We start from the raw sequence: 13,291 nt of genomic DNA, 5'->3' as shown, positions 1-13,291 counted from the left end.
TTTTATTTCTTTTTCCGGCGGCGCTGCTGTTTTTTCGCAGCCCCTTCATAGAACTTTTTCTTCTGGCTTTTCGGCTTACGTCTCTCGCCTTCTTCTCCCCGTTTCTTGCCGTCTTTCGGCTTGTCGCCGCCTCGGCCGGTACGGATCACTTTCGGGCTGTCCTTGCGTGAGCTGCGGCGCGTATTTTGCGCCATGCCGACGATTTCGAAGTCGATGGAAGATTCTTCCGGTTTGACGCCGATTACGCGCACTTCGACTTCGTCGCCGATGCGGAACTGGCGTTTCGTGCGTTCGCCGATCATCATCATCTGGCGCTCGTCGAACTGGTAATAATCATCAGTCAAATTGGACACGTGCACAAGCCCTTCAATCGTGTTCGGCAGCTCGATGAACATACCGAAATTCGTCACAGATGATACGATGCCCGTGAATTCCTCGCCGACTTTATCGGCCATGTATTGTGTTTTCTTCAGTGCATCCGTATCCCGCTCCGCTTCGACGGCACGTCTCTCCCGGTCGGATGTGTGTTCTGCGATATCATCCATTTCTGCTTCCCAGTGGCGAATTGTCTTTCTCGACAAGTCTTTCTCGATCAAATACGTGCGGATCAAGCGATGGATGATCAAATCGGGATACCGGCGGATCGGTGACGTGAAATGCGTATAGTATTCCGTTGACAAGCCGAAGTGCCCGAGACTTTCGGAAGAGTATTTCGCCTGCTGCATGGAGCGCAGCATCATCGTCGAAACGACCGGCTCTTCCGGCGTGTCGGCGATGGAATCGATGATTTCCTGCAAGGCCTTCGGGTGGATCTCATTGCCGGAGCCTTTGACAACGATCCCGAAATTCGTGATGAACTCGAAAAAGCGCTGCAGTTTCTCTGGTTTCGGGTCTTCGTGGATCCGGTATAATGACGGGACATTCATGTGATGGAAATGCTCGGCGACCGTTTCGTTCGCAGCAAGCATGAACTCTTCGATCAAGCGTTCCGCAACGGTCCGTTCCCGGACGACGATATCGACTGGATGGCCGTCCTCGTCCACGATCACTTTCGATTCCTTAAAATCAAAATCGATCGCCCCGCGGGTCATGCGGCGCTGGCGTAAGACTTCTGCCAATTCCTTCATCAATTCAAACATCGGCACAAGTTCCTTGTATTGCTCTTTTAATGCCTGATTGTCTTTTTCCAGGATTTCATAGACATCGGTATATGTCATGCGGGCCGATGTATTGATGACGCTCTGGAAAATATCGTGCGACAGCACTTCCCCTTTGTCATTGAAAATCATTTCGCAAGACAAGGTCAAGCGGTCGACCTGCGGATTGAGCGAGCAGATGCCGTTCGACAAACGATGCGGAATCATCGGGATAACGCGGTCCGTCAAGTAAATACTGGTCGCGCGATCATAAGCCTCCCGGTCGATTGGCGAGCCTTCCGTGACATAATGGCTGACGTCCGCAATATGGACGCCCAGCTTGTACGTGCCGTCTTCCAGTTTCTTCACTTGTACGGCGTCATCCAAGTCTTTGGCATCGGCGCCATCGATCGTGACGATCTGTTCGTTCCGTAGATCCCGGCGGCCGTTCAGGTCTTCAGGGTCGATTTGATCCGGCACGGCATTTGCCTGATCCAGCACATCCTGCGGGAATTCGACTTCGATGCCGTATTTGTGGATGATCGATAAAATATCGACGCCTGGGTCGTTTTTATGGCCGAGCACTTGAGTGACCATGCCTGTTGCAGACAAACGCCCTTCCGGCCAGCCGGTGATTTCGACCACCACTTTATGGCCATCGACGGCACCGAGCGTGTCGTCTTTGGCGATAAAGATATCCATATTCATTTTCTTGTCATCCGTGACGACGAAGCCGAAGCCTTTGTTCGCCTGGAACGTGCCGACGACTTTCGTCGTGCCGCGTTCCAGTATGCGGATGACGGTTCCTTCGCGACGGTCGCCGGAAGACCCTTCCGAAACACGGATCATGACCGTATCGCCATTGACCGCCCCGTTCACTTCATTCGGCGGGATAAAGACATCGTCGAGGCCAGCTTCTTCAGGCGCAAAAAACCCGAAGCCTTTGGCGTGCCCGATGAATTTTCCGCGCATCAAGTTCATCCGTTCCGGCACACCATAGCGGTTCGAACGCGAGCGCACCAATTCGCCTTTTTCCTCGAGCTTGACGAGGGTCTTTACCAATTGCTTAAATTCGTCGGCGTCTTCAAAGCCGAATTGTTCTTCTATTTCCTTAACCGTTAAAGGCTTGTATGCTTCTTCGCGCATAAAGGCCAATAACCGTTGATCCAATGACCGTTCATTCTTGCCCAATCCTAACTCCTCCTTTTGAGACCGTCTCACACGCTCCAATCGAGCGATTCGAGAAACTCGTATATGTCTTCATGCAATTGCTTTTTTTCCTGATCCAGCGTAATGACGTGGCCCGATTTCTCGTACCATTTGATGCGCTTGTCAGTCGACTCCGCTTCATCGTGGATGATGTTCGCAGATTCTGGGTTAATGACTTTGTCGAGAGAGCCTTGGACGACGAAAAGTGGTGCGTAGACATGATCGACATTGTCCCGTACTTTGCCGATCAACTCCCGCAAATCTTTGAGTGTTTCCATCGGCTTCTCCTCGAACTTCTTCATCTCTTCTTCGATAAGCTTATCATCTTTTCCTTCATATTTCTTGTATTCACGGGCATACTCCAAAACGCCCTGATACATCAGGTCAGTCGATTTCATGTGCATTGGCGCGCACATCGTCACAATGCCCTTGATAGGCTTTGTATACCCCAGTTTCAAACTGAATACGCCGCCGAGCGACAAGCCCGCCACGGCGATTTCCTTATATCCTTTATCGACCAGTGTCTGATACGCCTGTTCAACGTCTTTCCACCAATCCTCAGGCCCGGTTTCCACCAGCTTCTCAGGCGCGACACCGTGCCCCGAATAATGCGGCGCGATGCTCGTATAGCCTTTCGTTTCCAAAAATCGCCCGAGCATCCGGACGTCTGCCGAATTGCCGGTAAACCCGTGCAATAACAGAACCGCACGCGGCCCTTGCTCAAAGAAAAATGGTTTCGGTTGTGAAATACGCATAAACTTTCCCTCCAACTGAATTTACTTTCTATTATATAGGCCTGTGCCCAATTTCCCCTAAAAGAAAACGCCCAACCACTAAATGGTCAGGCGATGTGCTCTACATTATACTTTCGTTACGGCGATAGCCAGAATAAAGAATAAGGCAGCAAGGACGATCGTCACCCGGTGAAGGACAAGATCCAACCCACGGGCTTTTTGCTTGCCGAAAAGTTGCTCTGCTCCACCGGAGATGGCTCCTGAAAGGCCTGCACTTTTCCCTGATTGCAATAGAACGACAACAATCAAAGCGATCGAGACGATAAGAAGTAATGTCATTAACAATGTATGCATAAATACCACCTCCTGAAAAGAACCTTCACAACAAACTCTAGTTTACCAAAAATTGAAACCTCAAGCAATAGAGCCCCTAAAAAATACAAATAGTTTAGACCATTTCATCTTTTTCTGTTCATTCTTTTTTGAATCTGTTGGTGAGGAACATTTGCTTTATCTAGTAGAGCGGAAAGTAATATTGCATTTAAACTTCACTCCGCAAAATAGCTGCAACAAAAGCTTGCTCTACTCTTGCGAAGCTCGAGCATCGCAAATGTATAGGCTTAGCTTTACTTCGCCTATACATTTGCCGCGGGCGAGCGCTGAGCCGCTTCCCTCGCTTTGCTCAGTCCAGGGTCTCATCTGTCTCGCTTTCCCGCAGGCAAGAATTAGCCGACGTGAACGAGGCTAATTCTTTGCGATGCAGTGCGAAGCGCTGCAGGAGCAGTTAGGGGTTCTGCGCTATTTTGCTCCGTTCTGATTAACACCCGATATTTATAAGAAAGTCTATGAGCAAAGCCCAGTTTTTATAGAAATTTTTCAAAGCTGAAGTGCAAGGGGCTGACGCCGGAGGGGCTGCGCGGGACAGGCGAGACCTATATGGCGCAGCCATAAGGGCTCGACGCCCGCCCCGACTATCGGGCAGCTGAGAACGCGACGTCCTGTCGCTTCAGCTGCATGACTCGCATCCTGCGAGCCACAATCATGCCCCTGAAGCGTAAGCTTTTTACAATGATTCATAAATCAGCTTCAGAAAACCCGTACTATGCAAGCTCTTCTTCCTCACACATTCTAACAGAAAAGCTGCCGAAAAAAATCTCCGGCAGCTTGTCCTCAGCTATTCGCTATTATTTCTTCAAGTTATAGAAAGTTTTTACGCCCAAGTATTTCGCTGTGTCATGCAATTGGTCTTCGATGCGAAGCAATTGGTTGTATTTCGCTACGCGGTCCGTACGTGACGGTGCGCCTGTCTTGATTTGACCAGCATTTGTCGCAACTGCGATATCCGCAATCGTCACATCTTCCGACTCGCCTGAACGGTGGGAGATGACCGCTGTGTAGCCAGCGCGTTTCGCCATTTCGATCGCATCGAATGTTTCTGTCAATGTACCGATTTGGTTCACTTTGATGAGGATCGAGTTGCCGATGCCTTGCTCGATGCCCTGCGCCAATTTCTTCGTGTTGGTGACGAACAAGTCATCGCCGACCAGCTGTACTTTATCCCCGATACGGTCCGTCAAGAGCTTAAAGCCGTCCCAATCGTTCTCGTCCAATCCGTCTTCAATGGAAACGATCGGGTATTTGTTTGCCAACTCTTCGTACCAGTCGACCATTTCAGCTGAAGTCTTGACCGTGTTGTCGCCAGCCAATGTGTAGACGCCTTTTTCTTTGTCGTAGATTTCAGAAGCAGCCACGTCCATCGCGAGCAAGACGTCTTGTCCTGGCTTGAAACCTGCTTTCTCGATTGCGGTCATGATTGTCTCGAGCGCTTCTTCGTTCGAGCCCAGGTTCGGTGCGAATCCGCCTTCGTCGCCTACAGATGTGTTATAGCCTTTGTCTTTCAGTACAGACTTCAAGTTGTGAAAGATTTCTGCACCCATGCGAAGAGCATGGCGGAAAGATTCAGCGCCTACTGGCATTACCATGAATTCCTGGATGTCGACATTGTTATCCGCGTGCTCGCCGCCATTTAGGATGTTCATCATCGGCACCGGCAATTGCTTGGCGTTGAATCCGCCAAGGTATTGGTAAAGAGGCAGGTCCAAATAGTTTGCTGCTGCATGGGCAACTGCCATGGAAACGCCAAGAATCGCGTTCGCACCGAGGCGGCCTTTGTTTTCAGTGCCGTCAAGCTCGATCAATGCTTGGTCGATGGATACTTGATCCAGTACCGAATAGTTTTCTTCCAGCTCATCAGCAATTTCGTTGTTTACATGATCGACCGCTTTTAGGACGCCTTTCCCGAGGTAACGGCTCTTGTCGCCATCGCGAAGCTCAACCGCTTCGTGTTCTCCGGTAGATGCGCCAGATGGCACGATCGCGCGGCCGAATGCGCCGCTTTCTGTGAATACTTCGACTTCAACAGTCGGGTTCCCTCTGGAATCGAGTACTTCACGTGCTTGGATGTGTGTAATAATTGGCAATGTCAACAGCTCCCTTTTCAAATGGTTTATTCAATTTCATTTATAAGTTATTCGAAATGTAAAGATTTTTAATTATATAAGTTGGAAAAGATAGCTTTGAAATCGTTCCAGGCGGACGCTTTCCGCGGGCATGGCTTCAGCCGCTTCCTTCACTTGCGCTCAGTCCAGGGTCTTCAGCTCATGTCGCTCCGTCGCTCTGCTCCGTCACTGCTCCCGCAGGAGTCGCCACCTTCCACTCTTTTATCTTTCCTGATTTGCAAGGAATTTTAAATTTCAACAAATTAATTCAACTTATACAGCTCTTGAATACTTTTTAATACAACGGTTTCCCAGTCATCTCTTTTGGCTGCTCAACATCGAGCAACTTAAGGATTGTTGGTGCGAGGTCCGCTAGAATGCCGCCGCTGCGCAAGACTTCGCCGTGCTTGGTCAAAATGACTGGCACTTTGTTAGTCGTGTGCGCCGTCATCGGCAAGCCGTCTTCAGTCAGCACTTCATCGGCATTGCCGTGGTCGGCTGTGATAAGCGCCGAGCCGCCTTGGCGGTGGAGGGCTTCCACAATGCGCCCGAGGCATTCGTCCACGACTTCGATTGCCTTGATCGTCGGCTCGAGCATGCCGCTATGGCCGACCATGTCCGGGTTCGCGAAGTTCAAGATGATCGCATCGTGTGCGCCGGCGTCGATTTGTTCGACGAGACGGTCGGTCACTTCGTAGGCGCTCATTTCAGGCTGCAAATCGTAGGTTGCCACTTTAGGCGACGATACGAGAATGCGGTCTTCTCCCGGGAACACTTCTTCCCGCCCACCGCTCATGAAGAAAGTGACATGCGGGTATTTTTCCGTTTCGGCGATGCGCAATTGCGTCATGCCGTTCGCGGATAACACTTCCCCGATCGTATTCACCAAATTGACGTTGCCGTAAGCAATGCGTGTCTCCAATTCTTCACTATAGGTCGTGAAGCTGATAAACACCAGTTCTTTCGGATGGTGGACGCTCAGCGGGAAATGGGCGAAGTCCGGGCGCGTCAACACCGTCGTCAATTGGATGGCGCGGTCAGGCCGGAAATTGAAGAAAATGACGGAGTCTCCGGATTCGATGACCGCAGGCGCTTCCCCTTCTTTCACGACCGTAAACGGCAGGACGAACTCATCCACAATCCCTTCAGCGTAGGATGCTTCGACACCTGCAGCAGCGGAACTGGCGCTTGGGCCGATGCCGTCGACCATCGCGCGGTAAGCAAGCTCGACGCGTTCCCAACGCTTGTCGCGGTCCATTGCATAATAACGCCCACTGATGGAAGCGAAACGGCCGATGCCGATTTCCTTCATTTGTTTTTCGGTTTCTTCTATATAATGGAGTGCTGTTTTCGGCCCGACATCGCGGCCGTCTAAAAAGCCATGTACATACACTTCACTCAAGCCCTGCTGTTTCGCGAGGCGCAATAAAGCGAACAAGTGCTCATAATGGCTGTGGACACCGCCGTCGCTTAGCAAACCCATGACGTGCAAAGCTTTGCCGTTTTCCTTGGCGTTCATGACAGCGTCCAGAAATGCGGGATTTTCAAAGAAATCGCCGTCTTTGATTGATTTATGGATACGGGTCAAATTTTGGTAAACGATGCGGCCTGCGCCGATATTCAAATGGCCCACTTCGGAATTGCCCATTTGTCCATCCGGCAAACCGACAGCCTCCCCGGAGGCTGTCAGCAGTTCGTGGGGATATTCGTTCCACAACCTGTCGAAATTCGGTTTATGCGCTTGTGCAACTGCATTTCCAGCGGTTTCTTCGCGGCAGCCGAAGCCATCCAGGATGATCAATGCTGCCGGATGTGCCGTTTTACGCATTCGAACCCGCCTCCAACAGCTTGACGAACGAGTCCGCTTCCAAGCTCGCGCCGCCGACTAATGCGCCGTCGATATGCTCCATCGAAAGCAATTCCTGGATATTCGCGGGTTTCACGCTTCCGCCGTATTGGATGCGGACTTTTCCAGCCGTGTCTTCGCTGTAAAGTGAAGCGATTTTCTTGCGCACGATGCCGCAAGCTTCGTTGGCATCTTCAGCGGTCGCTGTTTTGCCTGTTCCGATTGCCCAGATTGGCTCGTAAGCGATGACCAGTTCTGCGATTTGTGCGTCGGTCAAGCCTTCTACAGCCTTCTCGACTTGCGCTTCCACGATACTTTCCATTTGGCCGGCTTCACGCTGTTCATCCGTTTCACCGACACACAGGATCGGTGTCAATTGATGCGAAAACGCCGATTTCACTTTTGCATTGACTGTTTCATCGGTTTCGTTGAAATACTGGCGGCGTTCCGAATGCCCGATAATGACATAATCGACACCGATATCAGCCAATTGCACAGGGCTGATTTCCCCGGTGAATGCGCCTTCGCCTTTTTCGTGCATCGTCTGCGCGCCAATTTTCAACGGGCTGTTTCCAGCAGCATCGACTAGTTGCGTGAGGTATAGAGCGGGCGCACAGATGACGGAATCAAGCTTTTCCGCGTCCGGCACCAAGCCGTTCACTTGCTCCACAAATTCCTTCGCTTGTGATGCTGTCTTATACATTTTCCAGTTTCCTGCAATGATCGGTTTTCTCACAAAAACACTCCCTTTATTTATCGCTTAATGCGGTGACGCCTGGCAGGTCCTTACCTTCCATAAACTCCAGTGAAGCTCCACCGCCTGTTGAAATGTGGTCCATCTTGTCCGCTACATGGAATTTCTCGACTGCCGCTGCGGAATCGCCACCGCCGATAACTGTATAGCCTGGCGTTTCTGCCATCGCTTGAGCGACGGATTTTGTCCCGTTAGCAAAAGCTTCCATTTCAAACACGCCCATCGGCCCGTTCCAGATAATGAGCTTCGATTGGTTGATAACCTCAGCATACAATTTCGCTGTTTCCGGCCCGATATCGAGCCCCATCCAGTCGGAAGGGATTTCTTCGATTTTCACCGTCTTTGTTTCAGCATCTTTCGAGAACTCGTTCGCGACTGTTGCATCGATAGGCAAATAAAGCTTCACGCCTTTTTCCTTCGCTTTGTCGATGAACGATTTGGCGAGCTCGAGTTTATCTTCCTCAACTAGCGAATTGCCGATTTCATGGCCCTGCGCCTTGATAAAGGTATAGGACAGGCCGCCGCCGATCAATAAATTGTCGACTTTATCGAGCAAATGGTCGATGACCCCGATTTTGTCTTTCACTTTTGCCCCGCCGATGATGGCGGTAAACGGGCGGTCCGGTTCCGATAGAGCTTTCCCGAGGACATCCAGCTCTTTTTCAAGAAGCAGGCCGGATACCGAAGGCAGATGTTGTGCGATTCCTGCCGTGGAAGCATGCGCTCTGTGCGCAGCGCCGAATGCATCATTGACGAAAACGTCTGCCAGGGCTGCAAATTGTTTTGCGAGTTCCGGGTCGTTCTTCTCTTCACCCGCATGGAACCGTACATTTTCAAGCAGCAGAATGTCGCCAGGCTCCAGTGAAGCAATTTCCTGCTCGACTGTCTCCCCAACGGATTCCTCCAGGCATTTCACGTCGCTGCCAAGCAATTCGGCCAACCGGGCGCCTGCAGCGGCAAGTCTCATGTCTTCGTTGACTTCGCCTTTCGGGCGCCCCAGATGGCTTGCCAAGATCACTTTTGCGCCTTGTCCGACCAAATACTCGATGGTCGGAAGCGCCGCACGAATCCGTGTGTCGTCAGTCACTTTCCCGCCGTCCATCGGTACGTTGAAATCTACACGGCAAAATACGCGTTTCCCTTTCAAATCCAAGTCTTTCATGGTCATTTTCTGCAACATGAAAATACCTCCCAATTATATTCAAAAAAATAAGGGGTGGGGTAAAATCCCCACCCCTTTTACCCTCTTTAATTATAGAGGTTCATTGGTAATTAAGCTATGATTTTCAGGTTACAGCCCTTTTTTGTACATGTGCACAGCCAAGTCGACGCAGCGTGCAGAGTAGCCTGATTCGTTGTCATACCATGCAAGGACTTTGACCATGTTTCCGCCAAGAGCCATTGTGGATGCAGCATCTACCGTAGCGGATGCAGTGTTGCCGTTATAGTCGCGTGATACCAGCGGAAGTTCGCTGTATGCCAGATAGCCTTTCAGCTCATTTTCCGTCGCGTCTTTAAGTGCTTGGTTGACTTCTTCGACAGATGCATCCGTTTCAAGTTCAGCGACAAGGTCGATCAATGAAACGTTCGGTGTCGGGACGCGAATCGCCATGCCGTCGATTTTGCCTTCAAGTTCAGGCAAGACTTTGGCGACTGATTTCGCTGCGCCAGTCGTTGTCGGGATCATCGACTCAGCAGCTGCACGCGCACGGCGGTAGTCTGAGTGAGGCGCATCGAGCAATGCTTGGTCGTTCGTGTACGAGTGGATTGTTGTCATCATCGCTTTCTTGATGCCGAACTTATCGTTCAATACTTTCGAGATGCCGGACAAGCCGTTTGTCGTACATGACGCGTTTGATACAACATGGTGCTCATCCGGGTTATACGTCTCTTCGTTGACGCCCATCACAAGCATTTTCATGCCGTTTTTGCCAGGGGCTGAAAGGATGACTTTCTTAGCGCCTGCTTCGATATGCTTGGAAGCTTTCTCTTCAGTCGTGAAAATCCCAGTCGATTCCAGGACGATGTCGATACCGTGTTCTTTCCAAGGCAATTGCGCAGGGTCTTTCTCAGCGAACACTTTGATTTCCTTGCCATTGACGAAAATCGATCCGTCTTTAGCGGAAACGTCTGCATCCAAAGCACCGTGCACGGAATCGTATTTCAATAGATGCGCCAGCATGTCTGCATCGGTAAGGTCATTGACTGCCACTACTTCCACTTCACTGTTGTTCATCGCTTCACGGAATACTACACGGCCGATGCGGCCGAAACCATTGATTGCCATTTTTAAAGTCATTTATAATTCCTCCAATTTTGTTGTTGGGTTGAGTATTGCCCTTGCTGCCCCTTCATCCGTAATCAGGATGGTTCGTTCGGGCGCGGCCTGGAAATAAGATTCGATGGCGCGCGCTTTGGTGCGTCCTCCAGCGACGGCCATGATGCCCGGTGCTTTTTGGACCTGCTCTAATTGAATCCCCGCTGTCGGGATGCGGTAAACTATTTTTCCGAGTTTGTCGAAATAATAACCGAAGGCTTCGCTGACAGCTCCGCCTGTCTTGATCTTTTCGACTTCCGTGACAGACGAGCGGCGCCTGATGGCCATCTCTTCTGCATCACCGATTCCATGGATGACAAGATCCGTCTGGTCATAGAGCTCCATCATTTCTTTGATGATCGGTTCTTTCATCATCATTTCGAGCGCTTCTGCACTCATATGCTCAGGCAGATAGAGCGTGCGAACAGTTCCGCCTGTTTTATCGGCAAAGGATGAAGCGATGGTGTTCGCTTGGTGAAGCATTTCCTCACCCAGCCCGCCCCGTGCAGCAATAAACTGCATGGCCGGATTTTTCTTTGCCGCCCGGATTTCAGCTGCAACGGCTGCCATCGTGCTGCCGCCTGTAACGGCGATTGTCCGGCAGCTTTCGAACTTTTCTTCTGCGATGCGAGCCGCTTGCCTGCCGATAGCATTTTTCACAGACGTGAGCCGGTCGCTGTCTCCCGGGAGGACGACCGCTTGCCTGATGCCGAGTTTCGCTTGAAGCCCGGCTTCAAGCTCGGCCGTACCGGCCAATTCCTTGACTAGCTCACGGAGTTGCTCGAGGACATCGCCCCCTATTGACGTGAGGCTCATGCCACTCTTGCTCATTTCGATCAAAGCTTGATCCCTTAATAAGTCGGTCTCTTTACGGATTTCCCTTTCGGCTACGCCTGTCATGTCGCTGATCGTACGCCTGCCAACGGGCTGTTCGGTTTGAATCAGCTCGAGGATGCTATAGCGCTTTTTCAGCAAACTTGGCAGTTCAGGCAATAAATGCACTTGCGCTTGCAGAACTGGATCCATCGCTCCACCCCTTTTGTTGGACGAATTTTGTTGGACGAATTTTGTCCCACCTAATATAATTACGTCCCACTAAATTCATTGTAGCCGAGCTATTAGATTTATGCAAATAAAAAGAAGCGTTAAAGAATTAACGCTTCCAGAAGTTCACCGTAGCCGAAATTTCCATAGAGCAGCACTTTCTCTTGCTTTGCAAGAACTGGAATCATCAGCATATATCGCTCGTGCAATTGTTCATCATCTTCAATATTGATCTCCCGAAAGTCAATCGGGTAATCTTCCTGTAAAAGCGTAAGTGCAGACTTCGCTTCTTCGCAAAGCCCACAGTTTGGCCGTGTGTAAAGCGTATACATGCCATTCCTCCTCCTTAGAAACCTCGCCCGGCTCCGCCGCCCCCTGAAGAGCCGCCCCCGCCGCCACGGAATCCTCCACCACCGGAACCGCCTCCGAAGCCGCCGCCAAAACTGCCAGGCCCAAAAAACCCGCCGCGCCTCATCGTTCTGCCGCGGCCGCGACGTCCACGGCCGCCGCCTCCTCCTGTAAACAGGAACAGTAGAACAAGTACGATCAAGAAGGTCAAGATCGGTTGCATGATGCCCCCATCGCCTTCATCGCTGCTTGGTGTCACTTCGTTAAGCGGCTGTGGGCTGACCGCTTCTCCATCCCAATCGTATTCTGCAGAGACTTCATTATACAGCGCTTGATACGTATTGAGAATTGCTTCGTCTGGCTGGCCTTCACGCAAATACGGGACAGCGTAGTCATCCAGGATACGGCCAACTTTGCCGTCAGGAAGTGCACCTTCAAGGCCATAGCCGATTTCGATATAAATCTCGCGGTCCGTCATCGACAGCACGACCAATACGCCGTTGTTGTCCTCAGCAGATCCAACGCCATAATGGCGCAAGGCTTCATTGGCATAGCTTTCGATCGGCTCGCCTTCCAATGAATCGATTACCATGACGGCAATCTGAGCGCTTGTCGCGTCTTCGAGACCGGCCCCCAAGTTCTTGATCTCGGCTTCTTGCTCTTCGCTCAGGACACCGGCGATATCCTGGATGTAAATATCATCAGTCAATTCCGGAAACTCTGCCGCCTGCGCGGTACTGGCGAACGTCAGCAGCAACAAGAGCCAAACAGAAATTTTTCGAATCATTCTCCGTCAGTCCCGAAATCCACATCCGGCGCATCTTCCGCACCCGCATCGGCTTCAAAATATTCCTTCTCGTCAAATCCGAAGATTCCTGCCACCATATTGCCAGGGAAGCTGCGTACTTCCCGGTTGAATTCCGTTACCGAACCGTTATAGTCCTGCCGTGCGACTGCGATCCGGTTTTCCGTGCCGGCAAGTTCATCGGATAATTGCTGGAAGTTCTCGCTCGAACGGATTTCCGGATAGTTCTCGACGACAACGAGCAAGCGGCTGAGCGCCCCGCTCAGTTCAGCATCTGCTTCGGCCTGTTCTTCAACCGAACCGGCGTTTGCCATACTCGAACGGGCTTCCGTGACACTTTCGATGACCTCTTGTTCCTGGTCGGCGAAGCCTTTCACCGTCTCGACCAGGTTCGGGATCAGATCGAGCCTGCGCTGCAATTGGCTTTCAAGTTGTGCGTACGATTGATTGACGTCTTCTTCCAATTGGACAAAGTTATTATAGCTTGAACCGAATATGGCAATGGCGATGACGATCAGGCCAATCACTAGCAGCAATGGTATCAGTAATTTTTTCATGTTCCGTCCCCTTTCTTTTGCAATAATATTTTTTGTTTTCCCT

General features: G+C 51.0%; 12 protein-coding genes. All 12 read right to left on the bottom strand.

The window, feature by feature from the left end; translation table 11 throughout:
• Positions 1-2: 2 nt before the first annotated feature.
• On the bottom strand, positions 3-2,327 hold the full coding sequence (rnr, locus tag BBI15_RS05880) for a ribonuclease R (RefSeq protein ID WP_084632767.1): 2,325 nt from the start codon (positions 2,325-2,327) through the stop codon (positions 3-5).
• Positions 2,328-2,353: 26 nt separating this feature from the next.
• On the bottom strand, positions 2,354-3,100 hold the full coding sequence (locus BBI15_RS05875) for an alpha/beta hydrolase (RefSeq protein WP_068868729.1): 747 nt from the start codon (positions 3,098-3,100) through the stop codon (positions 2,354-2,356).
• A 105-nt stretch (positions 3,101-3,205) separates the two neighbouring features.
• Entirely contained in the window at positions 3,206-3,433 is a 228-nt protein-coding gene (gene secG, locus BBI15_RS05870; protein WP_058381240.1) for a preprotein translocase subunit SecG, read from the bottom strand.
• Positions 3,434-4,263: 830 nt separating this feature from the next.
• The gene (eno, locus tag BBI15_RS05865; RefSeq protein ID WP_068868728.1) at positions 4,264-5,559 is read right to left on the bottom strand and encodes a phosphopyruvate hydratase; all 1,296 of its coding nucleotides are present in this window, start codon (positions 5,557-5,559) and stop codon (positions 4,264-4,266) included.
• Positions 5,560-5,872: 313 nt separating this feature from the next.
• On the bottom strand, positions 5,873-7,405 hold the full coding sequence (gpmI, locus tag BBI15_RS05860; protein ID WP_068868727.1) for a 2,3-bisphosphoglycerate-independent phosphoglycerate mutase: 1,533 nt from the start codon (positions 7,403-7,405) through the stop codon (positions 5,873-5,875).
• The gene (gene tpiA / locus BBI15_RS05855; protein WP_068868726.1) at positions 7,398-8,159 is read right to left on the bottom strand and encodes a triose-phosphate isomerase; all 762 of its coding nucleotides are present in this window, start codon (positions 8,157-8,159) and stop codon (positions 7,398-7,400) included. Before tpiA ends, gpmI begins: the two co-directional genes overlap by 8 nt.
• Before the next feature lie 13 nt (positions 8,160-8,172).
• On the bottom strand, positions 8,173-9,354 hold the full coding sequence (locus tag BBI15_RS05850) for a phosphoglycerate kinase (protein WP_208599457.1): 1,182 nt from the start codon (positions 9,352-9,354) through the stop codon (positions 8,173-8,175).
• Positions 9,355-9,468: 114 nt separating this feature from the next.
• Positions 9,469-10,476 (bottom strand): type I glyceraldehyde-3-phosphate dehydrogenase, encoded by a 1,008-nt coding sequence (gene gap, locus BBI15_RS05845; protein WP_068868724.1) that lies wholly within the window; start codon positions 10,474-10,476, stop codon positions 9,469-9,471.
• Positions 10,477-11,520 carry a sugar-binding transcriptional regulator gene (locus BBI15_RS05840; protein ID WP_068868723.1) on the bottom strand — a complete coding sequence of 348 codons (1,044 nt, stop codon included), beginning with the start codon at positions 11,518-11,520 and terminating at the stop codon, positions 10,477-10,479.
• A 119-nt stretch (positions 11,521-11,639) separates the two neighbouring features.
• Positions 11,640-11,870, bottom strand: a complete 231-nt coding sequence (locus tag BBI15_RS05835; RefSeq protein ID WP_068868722.1) for a glutaredoxin family protein — start codon at positions 11,868-11,870, stop codon at positions 11,640-11,642.
• A gap of 14 nt (positions 11,871-11,884) precedes the next feature.
• Positions 11,885-12,673: a TPM domain-containing protein gene (locus tag BBI15_RS05830; protein WP_068868721.1), complete on the bottom strand. Its 789-nt coding sequence runs from the start codon at positions 12,671-12,673 to the stop codon at positions 11,885-11,887.
• On the bottom strand, positions 12,670-13,248 hold the full coding sequence (locus tag BBI15_RS05825) for a LemA family protein (protein WP_068868720.1): 579 nt from the start codon (positions 13,246-13,248) through the stop codon (positions 12,670-12,672). The genes BBI15_RS05830 and BBI15_RS05825 overlap by 4 nt, the downstream gene beginning before the upstream one ends.
• Positions 13,249-13,291: the final 43 nt, after the last annotated feature.

Source organism: Planococcus plakortidis (assembly GCF_001687605.2).
Classification (GTDB): domain Bacteria; phylum Bacillota; class Bacilli; order Bacillales_A; family Planococcaceae; genus Planococcus; species Planococcus plakortidis.
The sequence above is the reverse complement of the archived record's forward strand: the minus strand, read 5'-3'. Positions and strand labels throughout refer to the sequence as shown.